Source organism: Cobetia sp. 4B (assembly GCF_018831605.1).
Classification (GTDB): domain Bacteria; phylum Pseudomonadota; class Gammaproteobacteria; order Pseudomonadales; family Halomonadaceae; genus Cobetia; species Cobetia amphilecti.
The window spans coordinates 2289988-2316058 of the sequence record NZ_CP059843.1 but is presented as its reverse complement, the minus strand read 5'-3'; the positions used below and the strand labels follow the sequence as shown (position 1 = coordinate 2316058).

21 protein-coding genes are annotated in these 26071 nt (G+C 60.9%); 5 read left to right on the top strand and 16 right to left on the bottom strand.

The window, feature by feature from the left end; translation table 11 throughout:
• Window positions 1–264: 264 nt before the first annotated feature.
• A complete protein-coding gene (locus tag H2O77_RS09730) occupies window positions 265–1572 on the bottom strand; it encodes an aminotransferase class I/II-fold pyridoxal phosphate-dependent enzyme (RefSeq protein ID WP_215824555.1) in 1308 nt (435 codons plus the stop codon).
• A 209-nt stretch (window positions 1573–1781) separates the two neighbouring features.
• Window positions 1782–2687 carry an AraC family transcriptional regulator gene (locus tag H2O77_RS09725; RefSeq protein ID WP_215822858.1) on the bottom strand — a complete coding sequence of 302 codons (906 nt, stop codon included), beginning with the start codon at window positions 2685–2687 and terminating at the stop codon, window positions 1782–1784.
• A gap of 307 nt (window positions 2688–2994) precedes the next feature.
• Here H2O77_RS09725 and H2O77_RS09720 point away from each other — a divergent pair, with 307 nt between their 5' ends.
• From H2O77_RS09720 to H2O77_RS09710, 3 genes are all read left to right on the top strand, one after another.
• Window positions 2995–5157, top strand: a complete 2163-nt coding sequence (locus tag H2O77_RS09720) for a TonB-dependent siderophore receptor (protein WP_215822856.1) — start codon at window positions 2995–2997, stop codon at window positions 5155–5157.
• A 65-nt stretch (window positions 5158–5222) separates the two neighbouring features.
• A complete protein-coding gene (locus tag H2O77_RS09715) occupies window positions 5223–6113 on the top strand; it encodes an alpha/beta hydrolase-fold protein (RefSeq protein WP_215822854.1) in 891 nt (296 codons plus the stop codon).
• A 332-nt stretch (window positions 6114–6445) separates the two neighbouring features.
• Window positions 6446–7156: a uracil-DNA glycosylase family protein gene (locus H2O77_RS09710; RefSeq protein ID WP_215822852.1), complete on the top strand. Its 711-nt coding sequence runs from the start codon at window positions 6446–6448 to the stop codon at window positions 7154–7156.
• A gap of 118 nt (window positions 7157–7274) precedes the next feature.
• Here H2O77_RS09710 and madM read toward each other — a convergent pair whose 3' ends face one another.
• The 4 genes from madM to H2O77_RS09690 all read right to left on the bottom strand — a co-directional run bounded on the left by madM (window position 7275) and on the right by H2O77_RS09690 (window position 12021).
• The gene (madM, locus tag H2O77_RS09705; RefSeq protein WP_054556957.1) at window positions 7275–8036 is read right to left on the bottom strand and encodes a malonate transporter subunit MadM; all 762 of its coding nucleotides are present in this window, start codon (window positions 8034–8036) and stop codon (window positions 7275–7277) included.
• Between the two features lie 10 nt (window positions 8037–8046).
• A complete protein-coding gene (gene madL / locus H2O77_RS09700) occupies window positions 8047–8529 on the bottom strand; it encodes a malonate transporter subunit MadL (protein ID WP_131432133.1) in 483 nt (160 codons plus the stop codon).
• 294 nt (window positions 8530–8823) lie between these two features.
• The gene (locus tag H2O77_RS09695; RefSeq protein WP_215822850.1) at window positions 8824–10383 is read right to left on the bottom strand and encodes a malonyl-CoA synthase; all 1560 of its coding nucleotides are present in this window, start codon (window positions 10381–10383) and stop codon (window positions 8824–8826) included.
• A gap of 138 nt (window positions 10384–10521) precedes the next feature.
• Entirely contained in the window at window positions 10522–12021 is a 1500-nt protein-coding gene (locus H2O77_RS09690) for a malonyl-CoA decarboxylase (protein WP_346428180.1), read from the bottom strand.
• 369 nt (window positions 12022–12390) lie between these two features.
• Here H2O77_RS09690 and H2O77_RS09685 point away from each other — a divergent pair, with 369 nt between their 5' ends.
• Together H2O77_RS09685 and H2O77_RS09680 are read left to right on the top strand one after the other, a co-directional pair.
• Window positions 12391–13056: a GntR family transcriptional regulator gene (locus tag H2O77_RS09685; protein WP_215822848.1), complete on the top strand. Its 666-nt coding sequence runs from the start codon at window positions 12391–12393 to the stop codon at window positions 13054–13056.
• A 484-nt stretch (window positions 13057–13540) separates the two neighbouring features.
• Window positions 13541–14056, top strand: coding sequence for a hypothetical protein (locus tag H2O77_RS09680; RefSeq protein ID WP_215822846.1), 516 nt, complete (start codon window positions 13541–13543; stop codon window positions 14054–14056).
• A 286-nt stretch (window positions 14057–14342) separates the two neighbouring features.
• On the opposite strand, the gene H2O77_RS09675 is transcribed toward H2O77_RS09680, so the two are convergent.
• The 10 genes from H2O77_RS09675 to H2O77_RS09635 form a co-directional block, all read right to left on the bottom strand.
• Window positions 14343–14561 carry a glutaredoxin family protein gene (locus H2O77_RS09675; protein WP_215822844.1) on the bottom strand — a complete coding sequence of 73 codons (219 nt, stop codon included), beginning with the start codon at window positions 14559–14561 and terminating at the stop codon, window positions 14343–14345.
• Between the two features lie 147 nt (window positions 14562–14708).
• Window positions 14709–16388: a GMC family oxidoreductase gene (locus tag H2O77_RS09670; RefSeq protein WP_215822842.1), complete on the bottom strand. Its 1680-nt coding sequence runs from the start codon at window positions 16386–16388 to the stop codon at window positions 14709–14711.
• A gap of 122 nt (window positions 16389–16510) precedes the next feature.
• Window positions 16511–17452: a pyrimidine-specific ribonucleoside hydrolase RihA gene (rihA, locus tag H2O77_RS09665; protein ID WP_215822840.1), complete on the bottom strand. Its 942-nt coding sequence runs from the start codon at window positions 17450–17452 to the stop codon at window positions 16511–16513.
• Between the two features lie 140 nt (window positions 17453–17592).
• The gene (locus H2O77_RS09660) at window positions 17593–18246 is read right to left on the bottom strand and encodes a DsbA family oxidoreductase (RefSeq protein ID WP_215822838.1); all 654 of its coding nucleotides are present in this window, start codon (window positions 18244–18246) and stop codon (window positions 17593–17595) included.
• A 280-nt stretch (window positions 18247–18526) separates the two neighbouring features.
• Window positions 18527–19543 (bottom strand): homocysteine S-methyltransferase, encoded by a 1017-nt coding sequence (gene mmuM / locus H2O77_RS09655; protein WP_215822836.1) that lies wholly within the window; start codon window positions 19541–19543, stop codon window positions 18527–18529.
• The gene (locus tag H2O77_RS09650; protein ID WP_215822834.1) at window positions 19533–20957 is read right to left on the bottom strand and encodes an amino acid permease; all 1425 of its coding nucleotides are present in this window, start codon (window positions 20955–20957) and stop codon (window positions 19533–19535) included. Before H2O77_RS09650 ends, mmuM begins: the two co-directional genes overlap by 11 nt.
• A complete protein-coding gene (locus H2O77_RS18065) occupies window positions 20950–21072 on the bottom strand; it encodes a hypothetical protein (RefSeq protein WP_276315195.1) in 123 nt (40 codons plus the stop codon). The genes H2O77_RS09650 and H2O77_RS18065 overlap by 8 nt, the downstream gene beginning before the upstream one ends.
• Window positions 21073–21425: 353 nt before the next feature.
• A complete protein-coding gene (gene gabT / locus H2O77_RS09645) occupies window positions 21426–22697 on the bottom strand; it encodes a 4-aminobutyrate--2-oxoglutarate transaminase (protein WP_215822832.1) in 1272 nt (423 codons plus the stop codon).
• A 104-nt stretch (window positions 22698–22801) separates the two neighbouring features.
• Complete coding sequence (locus H2O77_RS09640; protein WP_131432122.1) at window positions 22802–24295, bottom strand: NAD-dependent succinate-semialdehyde dehydrogenase; 1494 nt, start codon at window positions 24293–24295, stop codon at window positions 22802–22804.
• Between the two features lie 155 nt (window positions 24296–24450).
• Window positions 24451–25875, bottom strand: coding sequence for an APC family permease (locus H2O77_RS09635; protein WP_215822831.1), 1425 nt, complete (start codon window positions 25873–25875; stop codon window positions 24451–24453).
• Window positions 25876–26071 lie beyond the last annotated feature (196 nt).

The window sequence follows — 26071 nt, the reverse complement described above, 5'->3', positions numbered from 1 at the left end:
TTCGATTTTTTATTCTTGGTATTAATCAGATTTATGCTGGATCTCGATGACTCGCCAATCCTGTAGTCCAGTCCATTTATATACCGTTATCTTGCTTTGCTGGCCATTGCGGTTCTGGCAGGCCTGGGTGAGGCAGCAGTCATCGGGACACGCAATACAAGGCGCCCGCGAAGAAGGATGTCTTCGCGGGCGCTGAGATATCACTGAGAGAGCCTGGTTAGCGCCTGAATGGTGCCTGACTGTCGTTTAAGAGCCGCGCTTGGGTCAGGCCACTGCCTTGTCCAGCGCCTGGCTGACATCGGCAATGATGTCGTCGATATGCTCGATCCCCACCGAGATACGCACCAGATCCGCCGAGACGCCTGCCTTGGCCAGTTCTTCCTCGTTGAGCTGGCGGTGAGTGGTGGAGGCCGGGTGGCAGGCCAGCGACTTGGCATCGCCGATATTGACCAGGCGCAGAATCATCTGCAGCGCATCGATGTACTTGCCGCCGGCGATGCGCCCGGCTTCGGCCTTGTCGTCACCAGTCGCGTCCGTCTTGATGCCGAAGCTTACGATGCCGGAGGCCTTGCCGCCGGTGATCTTCTGGCAGGTGGCGTGATAGGGGCTGTCGGGCAGCGCGCCGTAGTTGACCCAGCTGACGCTCGGGTGCTGCTGCAGATACTCGGCCAGCGTGAGCGCATTGCTGCAGTGACGCTCCATGCGCAGGCTGAGAGTTTCCAGGCCTTGCAGCAGCAGGAAGGCGCTCTGCGGTGACAGCGCCGCGCCGGTATTGCGCAGCGGCACCACACGGCAACGCCCGATATAGGCGGCCGGACCGAAGGCTTCGGTGTAGACGACGCCGTGGTAGGAGGGGTCCGGCTCGTTGAGAATCGGGAAGCGCTCCTTGTTGGCGACCCAGTCGAACTTGCCGGAATCGATGATGATGCCACCCACGGTGGTGCCGTGGCCGCCGATGTACTTGGTCAGCGAGTGGATCACGATATCGGCGCCGTGATCGAAGGCGCGGCACAGCACTGGCGTGGCGACGGTGTTGTCGACGATCAGCGGTACGCCATTCTTGTGGGCGATCTCGGCCAGACGCGCGAGATCGACGATGTTGCCGGCAGGGTTGCCGATGGACTCGCAGAAGACGGCGCGGGTCCTGTCATCGATCAGCGCCTCGAGACCGGCGAAGTCATCGAAGGCCGCCATGCGCACCTCGACCCCCTGACGCGGCAGACTATGGGCGAACAGGTTGTAGGTGCCGCCATACAGCTGGCTGGTGCTGACGATGTTGTCGCCGACCTGCACCAGCGCCTGGATGGCATAGGTGATCGCCGCCATGCCGGAAGCCACCGCCAGCGCCGCGATACCGCCTTCGACGGCGGCCATGCGCTGTTCGAGCACGTCATTGGTCGGGTTCATGATGCGGGTGTAGATGTTGCCCGGCACCTTGAGATCGAAGAGGTCCGCGCCGTGCTGGGTATCATCGAAGGTGTAGGAGGTGGTCTGGTAGATCGGTACCGCCGCTGCCTTGGTGGTGGCTTCCGAGGTATAGCCGTGATGCAGGGCGAGGGATTCCAGCTTCATGTTGTCAACCGACATGACAGTGTCCTTGTGCGAGAGCGTGGCGAAGTCTTGTTGTGTCGTGCTGTTCTTCGTGATGTTCAGTTCGTGCTGTTTTGCGTGCTGTTGTCGTTCGTCCGTATGCGGCTGCGGTCTGCCTGCACCGCCAGCAGGGCGCATGCCGCAACGACGCTCAACATTAGCAACGGGTCATCACCAAGTCCAAGCGTCGCTCACGCCGGCACTACCGGCCGCTGACTGGGCGGTACGCCGAACTGGCGACGAAAGGCGGTGGCGAAGTTGGCCGCGCTGCGATAGCCCGCCAGTTCTGCTGCGGCTTCTATCGTCAGCTTGCGGTCCTGCAGCAGGTGCGCCACTCGGGTCAGTTGCCGCCGTCGCAGGTCCTGCGCCAGGGTCTGGCCGTAGGCGTCGCGATAGCGGCGCTGCAACTGGCGCACGCTCATGCCCAGCCGCGCCGCCATCTCCGCCTGACTCAGATAGGCGGCTTCCCCGCTGTGTATCCAGTCTTCCAACCTTGCCGCCCAGTGCTCGCCAAGCCCTTCGGGAGTCGGATGAGAAAGAGAGGCGGAGGCCGCCAGACATTCGCTGATCACCTCCAATGCCAATGACTCGATGCCGAGGCGCAGCGCCAGCGTCCCCGGCCGTTGGCGGCTGAATTCCTCCAGTCGCTCGATCAGACGCGCAGAGGGCTGCCAGGCGTAATGGGCCAGATGCCGCGCCTCGGGCATCAGCTGGCTGGCGCGTGATACCCCCAGATGCAATTTCAGCCACGCCGGCGTCAGCGACAGGATGGCGCTGTGCTCCTGCGTGCCTTTCACGCTCTTGAGCGCGAATTCCGTCACTTCATCGAGGGCGATGCATAGCGCGCGCCCCGGTGCCAGTGCATGGCTGTCCGGGCCGAAACTGACCTTCGGCTCCCCGCGCCACACCACGGCGATCTTGAGGGACGGCTCGATACGGGAGCGAATCATCAGGTCGGCACGTTTGCGCACACGGTTGAGGCGCATGAACAACCCGGGCTGAGCCTCGTGCAGATGCATGTTGCCGATCAGCGCACCATCGCCGGACTGGCCCTCGGCAGGCTCGCACTGGTGGTCGCTGGTCAGGGCGCGCGCCATGCGGTGGACGTGTTCCAGCTCGATGATCCTGGGCCTTGCGCTGTCGCCACGAAGGTTGTCGAGAGGCGCTCTGTCAGAGGACGAGGGGGATGAAGCAGTGGCTTTGGGTAGGAGAGGGACACCACGTTGTGACCGGACATGCATCTTGTCGCACCTGCAAACATGAAGAAGCGTTCAGCAAAGGTTTTTGCCGTCATTGAGTGCCAAAATGCCCCGTCAATGCATCAGATGCAAATAATTATCATTAGTGGCGACAGGCAGTGAGCACAAGACAATGAGCACGAGGCAAGGGGACATGATGATGAAGATGAAGACTAGCGGAGGCGTGCTGTGTGGGGCAGGGGCGCGTCGTTTGCTGCTCGGGGCGGGCGTGGTGCTGATCAGTCTGCCGGCGCAGGCGGACGACTCGACGCTGGTGCTGGAGACGCAGCGGGTCACTGGTCTGCGTCTGTATGACATGGCCTCCAGTGAGGAAAGCGGTGGCTACAGCGTGGATGCCGCCACGGTGGGCTCGAAGGTGCCGGCTTCGCTGCGCGACATTCCGCAGTCGGTCAGCGTCGTGACCCATGACGCCATCGAGGACCAGAATTTCATCACCCTGGATCAGCTGGCGGCGCGTACGCCGGGCGTGCGGGTGCTGAACAACGACAGTGGTCGCTCGTCCATCTTCGCGCGTGGCTATGAGTACGATGCCTACAGCATCGATGGCCTGTCCGCGCCGATGTCGAGCCTGACGGGCTCGGTGCCTTCGCTGACCGCCATCGATCGGGTCGAGGTCATGCGCGGGCCGTCCGGTCTCTTCAACAGCACCAGTGAGCTGGGCGGCGTCATCAATCTGGTGCGCAAGCGTCCGACCGATACCTTCCAGGGCTCCATCAGCGGCAGCGTCGGCACGCTGGATGACAGCAGCGTCAGCGTCGATATCTCCGGACCCATCGATGAGCAGGGCCGTATCCGCGGGCGCCTGGTGACCCGCTCCACGGAGCAGGCGCAGTGGGTCGATGACAACGACAACACGCTGAATGATTTCTATGGCGCGCTGGATATCGATCTGGATGAGAACACCGAGCTGTCAGTGGGCGTGATCCACAACACCAAGGACATCACCGTCAATCAGGGTCAGCCGGTGGGCAGCGATGGCGACTTCACCTACGCACGAAGTTCGGCTTTCTATGGCGCGGACTGGAACAGCTTCGAGAGCGACTCCACCGATGTCATCGCCGAGCTGACGCACCACTTCAGTTCGCGCGGCTATGGACGTCTGGCGGCGCGTTACAGTGATCGCAATGCCGATTACGAGTACGCCTACAGTGGCTCCGCGCTCAGTGACAGCGGCGACATGAGCAGTGTCGCGGGCTATGCCGGTTTCACCGATGAGACCTCGGTGAGCGTGGATGCCAGCTACACCCAGGGCTTCGATGCCTTCGGCAACCAGAACGAATTCGTGGTCGGGGTCGACTACAAGACCTCAGAAGCGGACACCACCGCGGCGCGCACCAGCGACCTGACCGGCTCCAGCGCCAGCATCAGCGAGCTGAACAACCTGGCCTATGTCGACATTCTCGGCAACGCGCGTGACGGCGTCAGTGGCTACAGCCTGTCGCGCACCAAGACCACCCTCGAAGAACAGGGCCTGTACGGCAAGGTGACGCTGCGTCCCGTGGCGCCGCTGGCCGTGATACTGGGCGCGCGGGTCAGCCATTTCTCGGCGGACTCCGAAGACAGGATCAATGGCGGCAGCAGCGACATGCAGGACACGGCTGTCACGCCCTACGGCGGACTCGTGTATGACCTGGACGCCGATCACTCCGTCTATGCCAGCTACTCCAAGGTCTTCGAGCCGCAGACCAGTGAAGGCGAGGACGGGGACCTGATCGACCCGCGGGAAGGCGAGCAATACGAGATCGGCATCAAGGGCAGCTATCTGGATGGCGCCCTCAATGCGCGCATCAGTGGCTTCCAGCTGACCGACAGCCACCGCGCGGCATCCTCCACTGACAGCAGCGTCGATTACTCGGTGGATTCCGGCAAGATGCGCATCACCGGTGCGGAGCTGGAGCTGGCCGGCAATATCACGCCGCAGTGGGATGTCATCTTCGGCTACACCTACATGGACTCCGAGGTGCTGGAAGCCGGCAGCTCCGATACCTTGCTGATGCTGATGCCCAACAACATGGTCAATCTGTGGACCCAGTATCGCTTCGAAGGCAACCTGCTGGACGGCGTATCCGTCGGTGCCGGCATGACGGCGCTGAGTGATTTCGACAATACCCAGGGCACCATCCATGCACCGGGCTATGCGGTATTCGATGCCATGCTCGGTTACCAGTTCACGCCACGACTCAGCGGCCAGCTGAACGTCTACAACCTGTTCGACCGCGAATATTACGTGCGCGCCGGTTCTGCCAGTGTCTTCAACTTCGTGGGACGCCCGGCCAGCGCCGTCGCCACCATGAAGTATGAGTTCTGATGGTGGCTCTCGGATTGCGAGCGCGGATGAGGCTTTTCGCACGACTACAGGCATGGGGACTCATCATGCTGACATCCGTTGCTGTCAGCGTGCCGGCCCTTGCCATGTCTCACGCCACTGATGAGGCGCTGCCAGGCACCACGACCTCCTTCACCCAGCATTCGCACCTCACGGGGCACGATTATCTGATCCAGGTCGCGCTGCCGCAGGTCGCGCCGCCTCCGGGAGGTTATCCCGTGTTGCTGGTACTGGACGGCAATCGTCATCTCGATCTGTTCACGGCGGCGCGCGACATATTGGGCCGTCGTGGCTTTGACAAGGCGCCGGCGGATCTCGCCATCGTCGCGGTCGGCTATGCGGGCACTGACGAGCAGGCAGAGGCGAGGCGCGCCACCGTCACGACGCTGCGCTACAAGGACTTCACGCCACCGCTCACCAGCGGTACCGCACCTGAGGGCACGGGAGGTGGGGCGCAGTTTCTGGCCTATCTGACGCAATCCTTGCCACCTGAACTGGCCTCACGCTATCCGCTCGATCTCAAGCGTCCAGCGCTGGTCGGTCACTCGCTTGGCGGCCTGTTCGCGCTCCATGCCCAGCAACAACAGCCCGAGGCGTTCGGCGCCATCTTCGCGATCAGCCCCTCGCTGTGGTGGCTGCAGGAGAATGACCAGGCCAACTGGCCGCTGCGTCTTGCCTGCTCCGAGGCGGTGGGCCCGGTATTGATCGCCGCTGGCGGACGCGAGCAATCGCCGCAGCCACAGCGCAATGACCCAAAGCGGGACAGGCTGCGTGTCCAGCGCGCGATGATCGACAACGCCCAAGCCTATGCGCGCCAGTTGGGCGAGCGCTGCCCGCAGATCGAGGTGCAATGGCGGCGTTATGCAGGCGAAGACCACGGCAGCGTGATGTGGCCCGCGGCGCGCTCGGTGATGGAGATGTTGTTGGGGTCACGCTGATCAGGCTTGCCTGCGCGAGAGCGCGAACGTGAAAGGGGTCAGACTGACAGTAAAAACACGACGGCGGCATCAGCGTGAGACGTTTATCGTCCTGGCTGATGCCGCCGTCGTCTTGTTTCTGCGCCGCTTTATATCCTCGTGCTCGTCGTAAAATAAAGGAGCTTCATATATGGGAATAGATGTTTTTGAGTGTTCTTCTAGCTTTTTCCTATCAGAATGTGCTTAAGTGATATTTCTATAAGTTTTAATGTAGATTGCCTTGCAGGAATTGATTTGTACGTTAAAGTAAATTGACAACTAGGCTAATAAAATTTAGCTAAGGAGAAATTTGCATGGATGATTTATGCCATTATGACACGATCGTACAGCAGCTTAGAAGTGATTATAAAAAGGCAATAGTAAGACAAGACATTTCAGCAATATATTCTGTTGATGACGATAATATATCAGGGGTATTCTTATCGAAACCTTCTGAAGATTATTTTAATGTAAGTCCTAGAATAATGGTGGTAGGGCAAGAGCCAAGAGGTTGGCGTGATAAAGCATGTAAGGTAAAGAATAATCTTGAGATAGATGAGGTTGATCTACAAGAATCAATGAATAAGACATTAGAGTTTGCACGCAGCGGAGGAAAAACCAGTAAGTTTTTCCAATTTTACCGTAAAGTCGCTAAGGAGGTACATCTAGCGAATAAAGATGCGATCATATGGTCTAACCAGTTCTGTGTCAGTAGTAACAAGAAGAGCCCTGTTAAGACCAGTAAAGATAAATTTGCAATAATAAAGGATCTTTCTAACGATCTTCTTAAGGCTCAAATTAATAACTTAAGGCCAGATGTTGTAATCTTTACCACAGGCCCCTCTAGAGATAAGTATATAAAAGAGTGCTTTCCTGAGCTCGAAACTATCGAAGTCATTGTGCCTAGGCGTTTATGGCACTTTAAGGTTGGCAGTGTTCACTGCTTTAGAATTACTCACCCGAGATATCTGCGAGGTAATAAGATGTGGGGGCAGGTTATCGAGCACGTCAAGGAAGTATGCTGATTATTAGCAATGGATAAGCTTGTCTTTGCCAAGATATATTCTAATACGACTATAGAGGCCAGCGCCTCTATAGTCGTGATTTTTGATAATCAACTGATAAAAGATATCTAGCCTAAAACTACATCACCGCACGTACCGCCAGGAACAGCACTGTCGGGGCGAGCAGAATGCCCAGGCCGGTGTAGAAGGTGGCCGTCATCGCGCCGTAGGGCACCAGGCGGGCATCGGTGGCGGCGAGACCGGCCGCGACGCCGCTGGTGGTGCCGATCAGGCCGCCGAAGATCATCGCGGAACGCGGATTGTCGAGCCCGATCAGGCGCGCCGTCATCGGCGTGGCGACCATGGTCAGAATCGACTTCACCAGTCCGGCCGCGATCGACAGCGCGACCACTTCGGAGCTTGCCCCCAGGGTGGCACCGGTGACCGGGCCGACGATGTAGGTGACCGCGCCCGCGCCGATGGTGGTGATATCGACCGGATCGGTATAGCCGAAGGCGATGGCGACACCGCCACCGGCGATGAAGGAGATCAGTACGCCGACGAACAGCGCCACGACCCCACGGAAGCCGGTCTGGCGGATTTCCTTCAGGTTGACGCCGTAGGCGGTGGCGATGATCGCGAGATCGCGCAGCATGCCGCCGCCCATCAGGCCAAGCCCCGAGAACAGCGTGACATCCGAGAGCCCCTTGCTGCCGCCGGTGGTCGCGCCGCCCACATAGGCCAGCACCAGGCCGAGGATGATGGCGATGGCGGAGCCGTGCAGCTTGCCGTGGGTCAGGTTGTTGCTGATCCAGTAGGCGACATACATCGCCAGGCCGATCACGGCGAAGGCGGCGACCAGATGATACTTGTCGAACAGTTGGACGAGTGACTCGATCATGGTTCAGCCCTCAGTGTTTGTGCGCAGGAGTGGAGGAGGTGTGGCGGCTGCGGTCCAGCACCGGCGCACCCGTCGTCACTGAGGTTCTGGTCGGCGTATAGCGGGTCTCGCCGGCGAGCGGGTCATCTTCCAGCGCATTCTCGGGGCGCTTGCCGGTCAGCAGCGGCACGAGGGCCAGCCCCAGCACCACGGCCAGCACACCCGCCACCAGTGCGACCATGCCGCCACTGAAGGCCGCGACCACGTTCTGGCTGGCGGCCATCGCGACCACGATGGGGATGTACATCGCGTTCCAGAAATTGATGCCGCTGGCGGTGCTGTCGGCCATCTTGCCGCGGTCCTTGAGCACGCCGGTGATGAAGATGAGCAGCAGCATCGCGATGCCGACGCCGCCGAGATTGGAATCGATATTGAGCATTTCTCCGAGCAGATCACCGATCACGAGACCGGCCATCATGCACCCTGCGAGCAGGGCAACTCCGTAGATCACCATGGCGTAATACCTTCTTGTTGTTGTGGTGAAGGGGTGGTGAATCAGTGTGGCGTCTTGTCGTCTATCTGATTTATCTCTCGTCTATCCAGGTTGGCTAGCCTGGCTTTACGTGTCTTGTCTCTGACTATTGCGCGTCCTTTGCCTGTCCTTTGCCTGTCCTCTGCAGGACTTGAGGGTGAATGAACCCACCGGCATGACGTGATGGCGTCACGCCATGCCGGTGGCAGTCGATGATTGAGCGTCAAGCTGTATAAGTCGTACCGAACGAGCCCTCAGCTTTGGACTAGAGAGCCCTCAGCCATGAGCGCGTGAAGGCTCTGGCATGAACAGCTCGGCATACTCCTCGCGCAGCTGCTTCTTCTGCACCTTACCCATCACGTTGCGTGGCAGGCTGTCGATGAAGAACACGCGCTTGGGCTGCTTGTAGCGGGCCAGCTTGTCGCTGAGGGCGACCAGCACCGCCGCTTCATCGAGACTGTCCTGGTGGCCGGGCTGCATCACCACCACCGCGCAGACGCCTTCGCCGAAGTCAGGATGCGGCACGCCGAACACCGCCGATTCGTTGACGCCGGGCATGTCATCGATCAGCAGCTCCACCTCCTTGGGGTAGATGTTGTAGCCGCCGGAGATGATCAGGTCCTTGTCGCGGCCGCTGATGCACAGATAGCCATCGGCATCGATATGGCCGAGATCGCCGGTGATGAAGAAGCCATCCTCGCGGAATTCGCTGGCGGTCTTCTCCGGCATCTTCCAGTAGCCCTTGAAGACGTTCGACCCACGCACCTCGATCAGCCCCGTCTCGCCACGCGGCAGGATGGCGCCTGTCTCGCGGTCGGTGACGCGCACCTCGCTGCCGGGCAGCGCCATGCCCACCGTGCCCGGGCGACGCTCGCCATCGTAGGGGTTGGAGGTGTTCATGTTGGTCTCGGTCATGCCGTAGCGTTCGAGAATCGCGTGGCCGGTGCGTGCGCTGAATTCGCTGTGGGTCTCGCTGAGCAGCGGCGCGGAACCGGAGACGAACAGGCGCATGCTGGCGGTCGTCTCGCGGTTGAGGCGCTCGGATTCCAGCAGGCGCGTATAGAAGGTCGGCACGCCCATCAGTACGCTGGAGCGCGGCATCAGGTCGAGAATCTGCTCGGCATCGAACTTGGGCAGGAAGGTCATCGAGGCGCCGACGGTCAGCACGATATTGCAGGCCACGAACAGGCCGTGGGTATGGAAGATGGGCAGGGCGTGGATCAGGTGATCGTCCGCGCTGAAGCGCCAGGTCTCGGCCAGTGCCTGGCAGTTGGAGGCCAGGTTGGCGTGGGTCAGCATCGCGCCCTTGCTGCGTCCGGTGGTGCCGGAGGTATACAGAATGGCGGCGAGATCATCGGCGGCGCGTGGCTCGACCTCGTGGCTCGCGCTGCACTGGCGCGCCTGCTCCATCAGGCTGCCGTCCTGCTCGGTACCGAGGCTCTCGACGCGCGGCACGCCGCATTGCTTGCCGAGTTCACGTGCCGTCTCCAGCACCTTGGGCTGGCAGACATACAGGTGCGGGCCGGCGTCGCCCAGGAAGTAGCGGATCTCCTCGCCGGTGTAGGCGGTGTTCAGCGGCAGATAGACCGCCCCGACCTGCAGGCAGGCCAGATACAGGATGACGGTCTCGCAGCTCTTGTCGATCTGCACCGCGACGCGGTCGCCCGGTGCCACGCCCAGCTCGCGCAGGGCGCTGGCCATCTGGCCGGCGGCGGTGCGTGTCTGGGCGAAGGTGTAGCCGTGACCTTCGACGGTATCGAGGAAGGTGGCATCCGGGCGCTCATCGAAGTTGCGCGCGAATTGCAGATAGAGATTGTCGTGGTTGGCGTGAGACATCATTGGCTCCAATGGCGTTGTTCTTGTCGTGAGGTGTTGTCTTGTCATGAGGCGTCATTGACGCAAAGCAAGAGACGTCGTGGTCAGGCGTGCTCCGGCAGGCGGCGTGCCTGCCGGGCGACTTATTCTTCGAGCGGCCTATTCTTCCAAAGACTCAGGCGCTTGCTTGCTGTCGTTGGCATCAGCAGCCGGTTTCGGTGCTGGCGGCTGTTTGGCCGCTTTTGGTGTTTGGGGTGAATTGGAGAGGGGCGAACTGGACAGGGAATCGGTTTCCTTTTTAGTTTCGCGCTTTGGGGCCTTGGCCAGTTCCTTGTTGGCTTTCGATTCCTTCTTGACCTCGCTGCTGCACACCACGCTGTCGTTGCGGCTGAAGGCCTCGTGGTTCTGCTCGATGCGGTGCGGCTCATAGAGGTAATTCACCATCAGGCCGTGGGCCTGCTGGCGGCCATTGGGCGAGGTGTCGCCGGGCCAGTTGAGGCGATGCAGACTGGCACCATTGCCGAGATGGAAGCGGGCGACCGGGTCCATCGGCTGGCCGCTGCGATGCTTGACGTTGACCAGATAGTGGGCGGCGAGGGCACGCAGCTCCGGCGCCATCTTCTGCTGGGCCTCCTCGTCATTCATCCAGTCATCGTGCTGCAGGTGATGGGCCAGCAGGTCGGAGACTTCCAGGCCCTCCTCGTCACGCGCACGTTCGAGCCACTGACTGAAGCCGGGCACCGGCGAGAGGGTGACGAAGCGGCTGAGGTTGGGCAGTTCGCGTTGCAGCTCCTGCACCACCTGCTTGATCAGGAAGTTGCCGAACGAGATGCCTTTCAGGCCCTTCTGGCAATTGCTGATGCTGTAGAAGACGGCGGTGTCCGCCTCGCGCTCGGTGGTCTGGCCGCTGTTGGCGAGCAGATGCTGGATGTTGTTGGGCACGCCCTTGCACAGCGCCACCTCGACGAAGATCAGCGGTTCATCGCCGATGGCCGGGTGGAAGAAGGCGTAGCAGCGGCGGTCCTCGGGGTCGAGGCGCCCGCGCAGGTCGCTCCAGTCCTGGATGGCATGCACCGCCTCATAGCGGATGATCTTCTCCAGCACCGCCGCGGGAGTGTTCCAGTCGATGGCCTCCAGCATCAAAAAGCCGCGATTGAACCAGGAGGCGAACAGGTGCGCGAAGTCGGCATCCAGCGGCTTGAGCTCCGGATGCTGCTTGATGATCTTGAGCAGGTCGGCGCGCATACGCACGATTTCATAGGTGCCGCCGGGGCACAGGTTCAGACGGCGCAACAGCGATTGGCGCCTGGGTTCGCTGGCGGCGAACAGCGTGCTCAGGTTGGCGTTGTCCGGGGATTCACGATAGGCCGCGTAGGCGGCGTGGATACGCGCTTCATCGGCGGCGTAGTGCTCGGCCAGCACATGGAAGAAGGCGAGGCGCTGCTCGTGGTCCAGCTGCTGATAATCCTCCAGCGCCCGCTGGGCCATCATGATGCGCGAGGCTTCACCGCTGCTCTCGGTGAGGTTGTGGCAGCTCTCGGTCAGACGGGCGAGGGCGGTGTCTTCATTGCCGGCGCCAGGCGAGAGGCCGACCTGCTGGCGGGCACGCTGGCCGACATGGGTCAGCAGATCCTGCAGAAAACTCAGATTGATGTTCATGGCGGTCTTCCTCAAGGCGCGAGACGCGAAGCTGTGGTGGCTGGTGCATATCCATTGCTCAGTATGGCGTCTGAGGAATGAATATTTGGCTTCGTCTTGTTGTATACAACAGATAGGCGTCTGGTGTGTTAGCGTCAAGTCCTGACATGCCAGACACGACTAAAGTCAGTTTCCTGCGCGGCCACTTCCCCTGTTCAATGAAGGCAAGGGGACGAGGCAGCGACTGGCCTCATGGCCGGTTGGCATGTCTGTGAGGGGATTGAGGCGAAGGGCGGCAGTAATTGGCGCCATCGTCACCGCAACATGGCCGCAAGGCATCAGAATCAGCACTCAGCATCAGTGCTCAGCATCAGTAAAAGGACGCCGCAGATGATCAAGATGTCCCACACCCAGCGCCTTCGCGATCTGCTCGAAGATGCCATCGTCGAAGGGCGCTTCCCGCCGGGGACCAAGCTCGATCCCGAGGCCCTGGGGCGCGAGTACCAGTGCTCACGCACGCCGATCCGCGAGGCGCTGCAGCAGTTGGCCGCCTCCGGCATGGTGAAGGTGGTGCCCAAGCGTGGCACCTTCGTGACGCAGCTGGGGGTCTCGGAGCTGGTGGAACGCTTTGAAGTCATGGCAGAACTGGAAGCCATGTGTGGCCGACTCGCCGCGCGGCGCATCACCACGCAGGAGCTTTCTGAACTCAAGGACGCCCACGCCGCCTGCCGTGAACGTCTGGAAGCCGACGACGCCAATGGCTACTACTACGAGAACGGCCTCTTTCATCACTGTCTCTACCGCGCCAGCCACAACGCCTTCCTCACTGAAGAAGCCACGCGCCTGCACGCCATCCTCAAGCCATACCGTCGCCTGCAACTCCACGTCCGCCACCGCATGCACAGCTCCTACGCTGAACACGAAGCCATCGTCGCCGCCATCGAAGCCGGCGACGCCGCTGCTGCGGAGCAAGCGCTGAAGGATCACGTGCATATCCAGGGGGAGAGGTTTACGGATCTAGTGGCGAATATTGAGCGGCTGCATGATGTGGGATAAAGTTAGCTTTCAATATTACTAGTTTGTTGGATTGTCGAGAAAAATCATGCATGATAAAATTATTCTGGTAGCGCTAAATGATGAGCAAAAAGCTGAAGCCGTAGAAGCGCAAAGTAGCCGCAAAAAATAACCCATGCTGTTGTATGTGGGGATTATGGAACAATCTTTGGTACTGAAAAGTATTGTCTAAAATATTTTCATGCTTGGAGTTCTATTTTTCCTAATATATTTTCAGGAGGGGAGTTTTCTGATAGTTTTCAATTCGGCTCCTATCAGCCTACATACGAGCTGGTCAATATTCTGATGGTAGCGAATGATGAGGCGAAAAAAATCATCGCCCTAGTATTGAAGTGGCATTACTTAAAAGCAAGAGCGGCCATAGCATAGGTATGCTAATAAATATTAATATTTATATATTTTGTTGTAGCTATTAATATTTTTCTGCTCTTTTCTAGTTTGGTTTTGATGTGTCAAGGATGATATTATGAAATATAAAATGGCGCTAGTTTTAACCTTATCTTTTGCTTCCTCTGAAGTGTTTGCTTTTGATAAGGATGATGCCGCATCTTTAGTGAAAAAGTTTACTGAAACTACCGCCTGCGAAGTCGGTGACCGTGATGAAGATAAACCCTTGCAGTTCAAAACAATTCAATTGAAAGAAGGCATGGATACTGTCGATGGTTTCGGAGTCCAGTATGCAGTGTTTTGGACAGGTGATTTAGGGTGTTATGGGGGGCGAGGAGGCAACTCACCGCATGTGAGTATTGTTGAAAGAAGTGGTTTTGGTAGTGCAGATCCAGTTGTAAAAATAGATGAATATGAATTACCTGATGCTTTAAAAAATATTGCTCATGTTACAGATTTTTATGGCAATGACTTTAAGGAACAGTTCTATATCAAGGGGTTTAAGTATAATCCGGATGACCACCAGATAAACCCTACGAGAGAAGTTAGTTATTTGGTGAAAGTGGGTTACTCTGGCATGAAAATTATAGATTGACCAAGATTGATGTCCGTATATTGTAATTTTGGGGACCATCCGTTAATAGCAACATGAACAACCTCATGTTCTGCCAAAGTACTAGGCGCCGTAGAGATTGATATCTAGGTTGGTGGCGAGCCATCGACCTGTAACGGGTCAGTTTGTTCCTGCTAGGGAGAACACAGCAAGGCCATAGTGGTCACCTTCTTCGGGGGTGACCGCCATGATCGGGCCGCCTATAAGATAGCGATCTTCGGGATGTTGAAGAGCATCTCACGGGTAGCTGCCTCATGTAGATACCCATTCAACTTTTATACAACTGATTGAAGCCTTTGACGCTGAAGCCCTTCAAGAACTGATCGCCAATCTTCAGGACAGGCACGCTGCGAAAGCCTGTCTTGGCGAATTCCTTTTGGCCCGCGGGGGATCTGACATCCACCAGGCGGAAGCCGATCTTCTGCTGCTCCAGATACTGCTTGGCTGTCTTGCAGTGTGGGCAGTTGGCCATGGTGAAGAGTGACACCCGTTTCATTGCTGTGCTCCCGTATTGATCGATCCCGCGCTGTACGCACCTCGCCTGAGATGCTGGCGGGCAATGATACCAGCCGTTGTTCTCTCTCTACACCAGCACCTCCTGCACCAGCACTTTCCACACCAGGCGTTGTGAAGGTCAGCCCTTGCGCGGGATATGGCTCATCGCATGTTCCGCCAGGGCGGTGATGGTCAGGCTGGGATTGACGCCCAGGTTGGCGGCGAGCATCGAGCTGTCACAGATCAGCATGTTGCGGTAATAAAAGACACGATTTTGCCCATCGCAGACGCCGTCCTCGGGGGAGGCCGCCATGGCCGCGCCGCCCATGCAGTGCGCCGTGGTCGGGATGTTGAAGAGTATCTCGGGGATGCTGCTGCCGGGGATGGCGCCGATGGCCTCTGCGCCACGTGTGACGAAATCATTCGCTTCGGGGATGAAGGTCGGGATGCGCTTGCCCTCGGTGACCAGCGCCTTGCGCAGCGGCCAGTACCACAGGCGTTTCAGTGTCATGTTGAGATGGCCATCCGCCGTCTGCATGCACAGAAAGATGATCGTCTCCTTCGCGAAGCCCCACGGCAGCTGGAATTTCAGCGCGCGGCGCGGATTGGCCGCCACCACCTTCGCCATGGCCTTGAGCCACGAGAAGGGCCGTGTCCAGCCGGGCTTGCCCCTGGCCATCGCGGTGAACAACAGCCCCATGAAATCGGAGCCCGCCGGATAGCGCGTGGCTTCGATATGGGTGTGCTCATCGATATGAATGCCGGAGCCGATGGCGATGCCCTTGGACATGTCATCGGGACTGTCCGGCATGCGACAGCTGATCAACGACTCCGCATTGGTGCGCACCCGCTTGCCCAGCGCATTCGAGATGTTCGGCAATGAGCCCTTGTCCCTGAGGTGGAACAGCAACTCCTGGGTGCCGAGCGACGAGCCGGAAAAGACGATGGACTGACAGGTGACGCGGCGCTTGCCCAGCCCAAGATAGAGCCCGGCGAAGGTGGAGGGCACCGTCGTCACCGCATAGCCATCGGCCCCATCCGCCTTGCCATTGAGCGGCACGACATCGATCACCTTGGTCTCGGCATGCACCTGGGCACCGTGCTTCTCGGCCAGATACAGATAGTTCTTGTCGAGGCTGTTCTTGGCGCCGTGCCTGCAGCCCATCATGCAGCCACCGCAGCCGATGCAGCTGTGTCTTTCAGGGCCTTCGCCAGCGAAGTAGGGATCTGCATGCGCGCTACCGGCGGCTGGCGTGGCGCTTTCTCCCTCGGGGCCGAAGAAGATGCCGACCTCGGTGGGGTACCAGGTGTCTTCGCAGCCGGCGACCGCCGCCATGCGTTTCAGGTGGTGATCCGCTGACGCGATGATCTGATTGGTCGTCACGCCGAGCATCTGCTTCGCCGTGGCGTAGTGCGCCGGCATCACCGCATGCCAGTCATTGAGCCCCGCCCACTGGCCGTTGTCCCACACCCTGTCGGGCGGCACCAGCAGCGTTTGCGCATAGGTGATGGAGCCGCCGCCCACCGCGTTGCCGTGCAGCACGATGACATGGCGGAAAAAGCTCATGGTGAAGAAGCCGCGCAGGCCCAGCATCGGCCGCCATAGCCAGCGACTCAGCCGCCAGTTGGAGCGCGGCATGTTGTCCGGTGTCCAGCGCTTGCCCTGTTCCATGACCGCCACGCGATAGCCTTTCTCTGTCAGGCGATGCGCGCACACCGAGCCGCCAAAGCCCGAGCCCACGATGAGGTAGTCGTAGCTGTGTTTATGGCCGTGCGCCTGTTGCGCGGTATCACTGGCGTGGCGATCGGTCTCTGACATGGCGGCTCTCTATAGGGAAGCGCTGCTCTTAGCAGGAAAGAACCCTTCGCACGGCGCTGGCTGGGCGACTGCCTCAGGAATGCTGGCGAACGGGCTAGCTAGCGAGGGGGCTAGCGAGGGGGCTAGTGAGGGAAATGCTGCGCCAGCTGCCGGACGATCAGATCGACGAAGCCCTGACGGTCGATCTCGAACAGCACTCTGGCGTTGTGCGGCTTGCCGGTGAGCTGATAGCGGTCCACCACCGTCATGCCCTGGGTGTGCTCGCCCTGTGTCTCGACGCCGACCCAGCACGCCACCGTGGTGAACAGCTCAGGCGCCAGCAGCCAGGCGATGGTGCAGGGATCATGCAACGGCGCGCCGTTGAAGCCCCACTTCGGATCGCGCTGGTAGATCATGAAGAAGTCGAGCAGCTCGGCGACACACTGGGCGACGGGATTGTCGATGGCGCGGATGCGCTCGATGTCCTCATCCATGATCTGCGCCTGATGGGTAACGTCCAGCCCGCACATCACGATGGGCAGGCCGGACTTGAACACCATGTCGGCGGCTTCGGGGTCGACGAAGATGTTGAACTCGGCGGCGGGCGTCCAGTTGCCGACACCGGCCGCGCCGCCCATCAGCACGATGCTGTCGATGCGCGGATGCAGCTCGGGATAGGCTGAGAGAAACAGCGCGATATTGGTCAGCGGGCCGGAGGGCACCAGCGTGACCTTCTGCTCACAGGCGCGGACCTTCTCGGCCATCAGCTCGATGGCGCTCTGTTTGACGGGGGCAAAGCCGGGGTCTGGCAGTTCAGGGCCATCCAGGCCACTTTCGCCATGCACGTTGTCGGCGATGATCAGCTCGCGCGCCAATGGCTTGGGCGCACCGCCCGCCACCGGAATATCGTGGCGGCCCAGCAGGGTGAGCACCCGCAGCGCGTTGTTGAGCGTCTTGTCGGGCGTCTGATTGCCGGCGCTGGTGGTGACAGCGAGGACGTCGAGCGCATCTGAGCTGAGGGCCAGAATCAGCGAGATGGCGTCGTCGTGGCCGGGATCGCAATCGAGAATGATGGGGCGCGGCATGCGGCAGTCCTTGTCGTGAGTCGTCTTGTTGTCGTGGCTTGCCTCTATAAGCTTTTCCTTTATGCCTGAACGCAAAACGACACGCCATCCTTGCGAAGGGCGTGTCGTCTGTCAGGGCATTCGCGGCAATGCGGGGCGGATCAGTCCGCCTGCTGGGCACGCGCCTCATTGAGCATCTGCACCAGCACTTCCACCGGCTGCGCGCCGGGCACGTAGTACTGGCCGACGATGGTGCTGGGCACCGACTGGATACCGGCGTTGCGCAGCGCCTCCTGCTGGGCAGCGACTTCCTGCTCGCCCGCGTCGGAATCAAGGAAGGCCAGCGCCTGCTCGATGCTCAGGTCGTCATCGTGCTGGCTTGCGATCTCGGCCAGCACCTGCCGGTCACCCACGTCCTTGCCATCGTGGAAGTAGGCGCTGAACAGGGCTTCCAGCAGCGGGCGCTCCGCCAGGCCCTTGGATTGCTGGCGCCAGACGATGCACTGGGCATCGGTGGAGTTGGGCGTGCGCTCCATCAGGGCATGACGGAAGGTGACGCCACTCTGCGCGCCGGCCTGGGCCACCTGGGCATCGAGTTCCGCGCCGCGCTCGACACTGCCGAACTTCTGCGCGCGGTAGTCGGCCCGCATCATGCCTTCACGCGGCACCCACGGATTGAGCTGGAAGGGCAGGTAGTTCACGCGTACCTCATCCTTGAAGTCGAGTTGCGCGATGGCGTCATCGAGATGGCGCTTGCCGATCCAGCACCAGGGGCAGACCACGTCGTAGGCGACCTGGATATCGAGCTGTGACATCGGGATTCTCCTGCTGATCTCTCATGCGCTCTTCACTACAGCGTGAAGGGCGCTGTGAGAGCACGTCGAAAAGTGCACGTCGAAATGATTTTGAGCAATCGCTCATCAGTGTCCTGTCATCCTAGCGATTTGGGGCGCGGGACGCTACCGAAAACGCCCTGACCGATCATGTGACATGACCGGACAGGGCGTTCGTGCTCAGCGCTTGGAGTTCAGCACTTCGAGTTCAGTACTTGGAGCTCAGCGCTGCGTATTCACTGCGCCGGGCTCAGCACCTCAATCAACTCAGTGCCTTGCGCAGATCCGCCAGGGCGCGGATGTCGTCCGGGCCGGTGCGGCAGCAGCCACCGATGGCCGTGGCGCCGGCGGCCAGCCAGCGCGGTGTCCAGCCGGCGAGATCATGGTCGTGGTCATAGCTGTTTTCAAAACCGTGCTCAGAGCCGTGGCCATCGGCATCTGAGACGGCGCAGGCGGCAGACCAGGTCTTGGTGACCGGATCATAGACCTCGCCGGAGTTCGGGTAGATGACGATGTCCTTGTCCGTCTCGCCGCGAATCTCGCGCACCAGCGATTCGATGTGCTCAAGCGCGGTGCAGTTGACGCCGATGGCGACCACCTGCTCGCAGTCGGCGATGGCGCGCACGGCGTCGCGGATCGGCGTGCCGTCGCTCAATTCAGTGGCGTTGCGCGCGCTGAAGGCGATCCAGGCACGCGCCGTCGGGAAGTCATCGCGCAGCAGGTCACACACGGCCAGTGCTTCCTCGGCGCAGGGGAGTGTCTCGACGGCGAGCACGTCCGGCTTGGCATCGAGCAGCGTGGCGAGGCGGGCACGGTGGAAATCGCGCAGGCCGGCGCGGTCCAGCGCGTAGCCACCACGGTATTCGCTGCCATCGGCGAGCCAGGCGCCATAGGGGCCGACGGAGGCCGCGACCAGCGGCGGGCAGTCCAGACGCTCCGGGTGCGCGGCCAGATAGTCGCTGCGGGCCTGCGCCGCCAGGGTCACGGAGCGCTGGATCAACGCGCTGGCCTGGGTCTCGCTCAGGCTGCGTGCCATCAGGCCTTCAAGCGTTGCCTGGTAGCTGGCCGTGGTGGCGACATCGGCACCGGCCTCGAAGTAGGCGCGGTGGACATCGACGATCGCCTGCGGATCATCGGCGAGCACCTTGGCCGACCACAGCGAGTCGTTGAGATCGAACCCGGCGCGCTCAAGTTCGGTGGCCAGGGCGCCATCGACGATCATGAAGGGCTGGCGCGCGGTGATGGCGCTCAGCGGATTGCGGGTGGCATCAGCGGGCATCGAGGGCCTCCTGCGGGGTCGGGTTTACAGATTTCGCGGCGTCACCAGACGTGCGATGGGTCAGATAGTGCACCAGATAGCACAGCGCCACGAAGGGCACGCCGAAGTAGAGCGCGATGCGCTGGTTGGGATCGAAAGCGATGCCGATGCAGGCCAGCGCGCAGAACAGGAAGGCGGCAATCGGCACAACGGGATACAGCGGCGCGCGGTAGGTCAGCTCGCTGGCGCTATGGCCTGCCTTCAGCCACTGGCGGCGGAAGCTGAACTGGCTGGCGGCGATCGCCATCCACACCAGCACCACGGCAAGCCCGGAAATCGATACCAGCGCCAGATAGAGGGTGTCCTCGGCATACACGCTGGAGAGCAGCGACAGCAGGCCGCCGAGCATGGTGATCAGCAGTGCGGGCACCGGAATGCCGCGCTGATTGACGCGACTGAACACGCGCGGCAGCGTCTTCTGATCGGCCAGGGTCCACAGCATGCGCGAGGCAGCGTAGAGGCCGGAATTGGCCGCTGACAGCAGCGCGGTGATGATCACGAAGTTCATGATATCCGCCGCGTAGGGAATGCCGGTGAGCTGGAAGACCGCCACGAAGGGGCTTTCCTTGAGGCCGGCGCTGTCCTGCGGCAACAGGGCGGCGATGACGATGATGGTGCCGATGAAGAAGATGATCAGGCGCCACAGGGTCGCGCGGATCGCCAGGGGCACGTTCTTCTCGGGGTTCTCGCTTTCGCCGGCGGCGATGCCGATCAGCTCGGTGCCGGAAAAGGCGAAGCTGACGGCCAGCAGCGTCATCAGAATCGGCATCACGCCGTGATCGAATACGCCTTCCTGCAGGATACGCGTGACGCCCGGCGCCTCGACGTTACCCGCCAGGGGCGTGAAGCCGAACATGGCGGCGGCACCCACCGCGATGAACACGATCACCGCGGCGACCTTGATCAGCGACAGCCAGAATTCGGACTCGGCGAAGAAGCGCGCCGAGACGATGTTCATGCCGAACACGATCAGCGAGAAGATGCCGCACCAGATCCACGGTTCGACACCGGGGAACCAGCGCCCCATGAACACGGCGGAGGCGGTGAATTCCGACCCCAGCGCCACGGCCCAGGTCAGCCAGTAGAGCCAGGCCACGGTATAGCCGGTGGCAGGGCCAAGATAGCGGGTGGCGTGGGCGCTGAAGGCACCGGGTTCCGGGTGATGCACGGCCAGTTCGCCGAGGCACATCATCACCAGATAGACCACCAGGCCGCCGATCAGGTAGGCGAGTACCGCACCCGCCGGGCCCGCCTGCTGAATGGTATAGCCGGAGCTGAGAAACAGGCCGGTGCCGATGACACCGCCCAGTGACAACATCACCAGATGGCGCTGCTGCATGCTGCGTTTGAAGTCGGTGGCGTTGCTGTCAGACATGGTGGGTGTCACTCGTGGAGCTGATGATCTGACTGTCGCTCAGGCTGGTGATCAGAGCTTGCTCGAGCAGGCCGCGCTCGTGCAGGCAGGGCGGATGGATGGACACATGTGGCATGGCAGAAACCGGCTGGAGTGGGAGGGAAACAGGTCGGATATGATAAATGAGCGATAAAGTCTATCCCAACGAATCATCAAGCCGATTGGCTATATATTTAGATGGGCAACTAACGGTGAGGTGCACGATTGATGGTTGAAGAACCCCGCAGTGGCAGGGCTTGGCGTGATAATTCATCTCATGCCTTGTGGCCGGGTCGTGCGGCATATCGTCAGTCTTTTCACAATGATGGCGTTGCCATCTGTCGTGTCATATTGTGCGATGGCAGGTTGCAGAAAACGCAAAACGGCCACCCGTAGGTGGCCGCTGTTTTTATGCATGCCTGCGCTAGACGTTCTGCGCCAGGCAAGCGATCAGGCGAGGCTTTCCAGCGCCTGCTCGATGATGGCGAGACCTTCCTCGAGCACTTCCGGCTCGACGGTCAGCGGCACCAGGATACGGATGGTGTTGGAGTAGAAGCCACACGACAGCAGGATCAGCCCCAGCTCCTTGGCCTTGGCACACACGGCGGCAGTGGCGGCGGCGTCCGGCTGGCCCTTGGCATCCACCAGCTCGAAGGCGGCCATGGAGCCCTGGTTGCGCGGGTGAGCGACATGCGCGAAGCGCTCTTCCCACTTGGCGAAACGCGCGGCCAGTAGCTCGCCCATCTGGGTGCTGCGCTCCAGGATGTTCTCTTCACGGATGACGTCGATGACGGCCAGCGCCGCGGCGCAGGACAGGGCGTTGCCGCCGTAGGTGCCGCCCAGTGAGCCCGGGCCGGAGGCATCCATCACCTCGGCGGTACCGACCACTGCAGAAAGCGGCATGCCGTTGGCCAGGCTCTTGGCCATGGTCATGATGTCGGCTTCGACACCGCTGTGCTCCATGGCGAACAGCTTGCCGGTACGCGCGAAGCCGGACTGCACTTCATCGGCGATCAGCAGGATGCCATGCTCGTCACACAGTTCACGCAGCGCGGTCAGGAAGCTCGGCGAGGCGATGTAGAAGCCGCCTTCGCCCTGTACCGGCTCCAGAATGATGGCAGCGGTGCGGCTGGCCGGAATGTCGGTCTTGAACAGGGTGCGGATGGCGTTCAGGGACTGTTCTTCGCTGATGCCGTGCTTCTCGTTCGGGTAGGGCGCGCGGTAGACGTCACCCGGCATCGGGCCGAAATCACCCTTGTACGGTACGACCTTGCCGGTGAGGGCCATGGTCATCATGGTGCGGCCGTGGAAGGCGCCGTCGAAGGTGATGACGCCGCTGCGGCCAGTGGCAGCACGCGCGATCTTGATGGCGTTCTCGACCGCTTCCGCGCCGGAGTTCATCAGCAGTGCCTTGCGCTCGGGGCCACGCACCGGCGTCAGTTCACACAGCTTCTGGCTCAGTTCGACGTACAGCGGGTGGGACATCACGCCAGCGGCGGTGTGCATCAGCTTGTCGAGCTGCGCCTTGACGGCAGCGACGATCTTCGGGTGACGGTGGCCCAGGTTGAGCACGCCGATACCGCCGGCGAAGTCGATCCAGCGGGTGCCATCCGCGTCCCAGATTTCCGCGTTCAGCGCGGTGTCGGCGGACTGCGGGGTGGCGGTGGCGGCACCACGTGCAACGTACTTCTTCTTGAGAGTTTCGAGTTGAGCGTTGTTCATCTTGTTCTCCGTACGGATTTCATCGGCCTGCACTGTGCAGGCCTGTCACTGTTCGGGGCCCGCACGCCGAGGCGTGCGGGAATCTTGTCGAGAGTTGCCGTGCCTCAGAGGCCGCCGATGCAGACGTACTTGAGCTCGGTGAACTCTTCCAGGCCGTGGTGTGAGCCTTCGCGACCCAGACCGGATTCCTTGATGCCACCGAAGGGCGCGAGTTCGGTGGAGATCAGGCCTTCATTGACGCCGACCATGCCGTATTCCAGCGCTTCCAGCGTGTGCCAGATGCGGCGGTAATCGTTGGCGTAGAAATACGCAGCCAGCCCGAACGGGGTGTCGTTGGCCATCGCGATGGCTTCCTCGTCCTTGCCAAAGCGGAACACCGGCGCCAGCGGGCCGAAGGTTTCTTCATCCGCGACGACCATGTCGGTAGTGACATCGGCCAGCACGGTCGGCTCGAAGAAGCTGTGACCGAGAGCGTGCTTCTTGCCGCCGGTGACCAGGCGCGCGCCCTTGCTGACGGCATCATCGACGTGGCTCTGCACCTTGTTGACCGCCGCGTCGTTGATCAGCGGGCCGATGGTGTTGCCTTCGACCAGGCCATCACCGACCTGCATGCTCTCGACACGTGCCGCGAGCTTGGCGACGAAGGCGTCGTAGACACCGTCCTGGACGAGGAAGCGGTTGGTGCACACGCAGGTCTGGCCGGCGTTGCGGAACTTGGAGGCGATGGCGCCATCGACGGCTGCATCCAGGTCGGCATCATCGAAGACGATGAAGGGTGCGTTGCCGCCCAGCTCCATCGCGGTCTTCTTGACGGTAGAGGCACACTGCGCCATCAACGTCTTGCCCACCGGTGTGGAGCCGGTGAAGGACACCTTGCGGATGCGCGGGTCGGTGGTCAGCACTTCCCCGATGGCGATCGGCTTCATGGCGGTGACGACACTGATCAGGCCCTTCGGCAGGCCGGCTTCCAGCGCCAGATCTGCCAACGCCAATGCAGTCAGCGGCGTGGCTTCGGCCGGCTTGATGACTACCGCACAACCTGCGGCGATCGCCGGGGCGCACTTGCGGGTGATCATCGCCAGCGGGAAGTTCCACGGCGTGATCGCGGCCACCACACCGATCGGCTCGCGCAGCACCATCAGGCGCTTGTCGGCGCCGTGGGACGGCAGGGTCTCACCGGCCATGCGCTTGGCTTCTTCGGCGAAGAATTCGATGAAGGAGGCACCGTAGGTCACCTCGCCACGCGACTCCGCCATCGGCTTGCCCTGTTCCAGCGTCATCAGCTGGGCGAGGTCTTCACGGTGTGCCAGCACCAGATCGAACCAGCGACGCAGCAGCGCGGAACGCTCCTTCACCGGCACCTTCTTCCAGGCGTTGCCGGCGATCTCGGCTGCGGCGACGGCGTCACGGGTGTCATCGGCGCTGACCTCGGCGACACGCGCCAGCTGCTCGCCGGTGGCCGGATTGGTCACGTTGAAGGTGGTGCCGGTCTCGCGGTGCTCGGTACCGATGAGCGCCGGGACGAAGACGTCGCTGCTGGTTTCCGAGTTGACGTAGCGCTTCAGGAAGTCGCTGATCGGGAGGGCGGAACGGGACATATGAAGCTCCTCTGGCGTTCTGGCGTGCAGGTCATTCATGGAGTGAGCAGCATGTCGCAAGAGGCTTCAGCTGCTCTCGAGTCGGCTCGAATATGACGGAGTCGAGATGGCTGGGCAGGCGGAACAGACTGCCCAGCGGTGTAGGTATTGCGTGTTTACTGCGCCGTGAAAGCCGGGGCCATGACACGGTCGCTATAGGCTCGGCCGAATTGCTTCAGGGCGATGACATACATCACCAGACCCAGAGCCATCCAGGCGCCGAAGATCAGCCATTCGGTGCCGGTCAGCGCGGAAGGGCTACCCGGCAGATACAGGCAGGCCATGCCGAAGGACAGGAGGATGGCCAGTGTGCCGCAGAGCTTGCCGTGGCGGACGCGGAACGGACGCGGCATGTCGGGCTCACGGATACGCAGGATCAGGAACGAGATCGCGACGAACAGATAGGCGATGACGATACCCAGGCCACCCGCATCGACGATCCACACCAGTGCCGGACGACCGAAGAAGGGCGCGATGCAGGACAGCAGACCGATCAGCAGTACCGCATTGGTGGGTGTCTTGTGCTTGGGGTGCAGCTTGCCCAGCCAGGCAGGCAGCATGCCGGCATGTGCCAAGGCATAGATGGCGCGAGAGCCACCGATGTAGAAGGCATTCCAGCTGGTGATGATGCCGGCGATACCTGCAAGGATCATCAGCTTGCTGGCCCAGGGCGAATTGAACAGGGCGCCCATGGCGTCCGGCACGCTCAGTGAACTTGCCAGCAGGGAGTCATGATCCAGTGCCATGCTGGTGGCCAGGATGATCAGCGCATACCAGACCACAGCCAGTACCACGGACATCATCAGCACCTTGCCGATGGCGTTGTAGGGCAGATTGATTTCCTCTGCGGCCTGCGGAATGACGTCGAAGCCGACGAACAGGAAAGGCACCAGTACCAGCACCGCGATGACGCCTGCCACCACGCCGCCTTCGGATTGGGTGAACAGCGGTGTCATGTTGGCGACGTCACCTTCGAACAAGGCGCCGGTCACGAACAGGACGCCGGCGATCAGAATCACGCCTGTGACGACCTTCTGCAGGAGTGCGGCAGTGGTGACCCCGACATAGTTGATCGCCATCATGGCCAGCGAGCCGCCGACACCGACAGCCACCCAGGTCGCCTTCACATCCCAACCGGCGATGGTCCACATGTGGCCAACGGCATAGTTGGGCGCGAGGTTCTCGATGACCGTGGGCAATGCCACCGCCTCGAAGGACACCACGCTCAGATAGCCGAGAATGATGGTCCAGGTGCACAGGAACGAAGAGAAATGCCCCATGGCCCGGTAGCTGTAGACATGCTCACCGCCCACCTTGGGCATGGCTGCTGCCAGTTCTGCATAGGTCAGGCCGATCAGGACGACGGCGATGCCGCCAATGATGAAAGCGATGATGGCGCCGACGCTGCCGGCATCCTGAATCATGCCGCCGGTGAGGACGATCCAGCCCCAACCGACCATGGCGCCGAAGGCAAGTGCCAGGACGTCGCCACGCGCAAGGACTCTGACTAGCTGTTCTGCAGGGGGAGTACTGTTGTTCATTGGAATACTCAAATCGATCTTGGAATTTGTTATATAGCGAAGCCGTTTCCTGCTGATGTCCCGTGCGCTCTTCTCAATTTCAAATCCAAAGCTTGCTGGCATGAACGAGAAGTAATGACAGTCCTGTCGCTGGCTGATGCTTGCTGAAAGGTCGCTCCTGTAAAGGGGGAGCCAAGAGCGATTCAGCAATCATTTC

Bases quoted from the DNA above. Each gene is read 5' to 3' on its own strand.
- H2O77_RS09730 (WP_215824555.1), bottom strand. From the start codon at position 1,572: ATGAAGCTGGAATCCCTCGCCCTGCATCACGGCTATACCTCGGAAGCC.
- H2O77_RS09725 (WP_215822858.1), bottom strand. From the start codon at position 2,687: ATGGCGCGCGCCCTGACCAGCGACCACCAGTGCGAGCCTGCCGAGGGC.
- H2O77_RS09720 (WP_215822856.1), top strand. From the start codon at position 2,995: ATGAAGACTAGCGGAGGCGTGCTGTGTGGGGCAGGGGCGCGTCGTTTG.
- H2O77_RS09715 (WP_215822854.1), top strand. From the start codon at position 5,223: ATGCTGACATCCGTTGCTGTCAGCGTGCCGGCCCTTGCCATGTCTCAC.
- H2O77_RS09710 (WP_215822852.1), top strand. From the start codon at position 6,446: ATGGATGATTTATGCCATTATGACACGATCGTACAGCAGCTTAGAAGT.
- madM (WP_054556957.1), bottom strand. From the start codon at position 8,036: ATGATCGAGTCACTCGTCCAACTGTTCGACAAGTATCATCTGGTCGCC.
- madL (WP_131432133.1), bottom strand. From the start codon at position 8,529: ATGGTGATCTACGGAGTTGCCCTGCTCGCAGGGTGCATGATGGCCGGT.
- H2O77_RS09695 (WP_215822850.1), bottom strand. From the start codon at position 10,383: ATGTCTCACGCCAACCACGACAATCTCTATCTGCAATTCGCGCGCAAC.
- H2O77_RS09690 (WP_346428180.1), bottom strand. From the start codon at position 12,021: ATGAACATCAATCTGAGTTTTCTGCAGGATCTGCTGACCCATGTCGGC.
- H2O77_RS09685 (WP_215822848.1), top strand. From the start codon at position 12,391: ATGATCAAGATGTCCCACACCCAGCGCCTTCGCGATCTGCTCGAAGAT.
- H2O77_RS09680 (WP_215822846.1), top strand. From the start codon at position 13,541: ATGAAATATAAAATGGCGCTAGTTTTAACCTTATCTTTTGCTTCCTCT.
- H2O77_RS09670 (WP_215822842.1), bottom strand. From the start codon at position 16,388: ATGTCAGAGACCGATCGCCACGCCAGTGATACCGCGCAACAGGCGCAC.
- rihA (WP_215822840.1), bottom strand. From the start codon at position 17,452: ATGCCGCGCCCCATCATTCTCGATTGCGATCCCGGCCACGACGACGCC.
- H2O77_RS09660 (WP_215822838.1), bottom strand. From the start codon at position 18,246: ATGTCACAGCTCGATATCCAGGTCGCCTACGACGTGGTCTGCCCCTGG.
- mmuM (WP_215822836.1), bottom strand. From the start codon at position 19,543: ATGCCCGCTGATGCCACCCGCAATCCGCTGAGCGCCATCACCGCGCGC.
- H2O77_RS09650 (WP_215822834.1), bottom strand. From the start codon at position 20,957: ATGTCTGACAGCAACGCCACCGACTTCAAACGCAGCATGCAGCAGCGC.
- H2O77_RS18065 (WP_276315195.1), bottom strand. From the start codon at position 21,072: ATGCCACATGTGTCCATCCATCCGCCCTGCCTGCACGAGCGCGGCCTG.
- gabT (WP_215822832.1), bottom strand. From the start codon at position 22,697: ATGAACAACGCTCAACTCGAAACTCTCAAGAAGAAGTACGTTGCACGT.
- H2O77_RS09640 (WP_131432122.1), bottom strand. From the start codon at position 24,295: ATGTCCCGTTCCGCCCTCCCGATCAGCGACTTCCTGAAGCGCTACGTC.
- H2O77_RS09635 (WP_215822831.1), bottom strand. From the start codon at position 25,875: ATGAACAACAGTACTCCCCCTGCAGAACAGCTAGTCAGAGTCCTTGCG.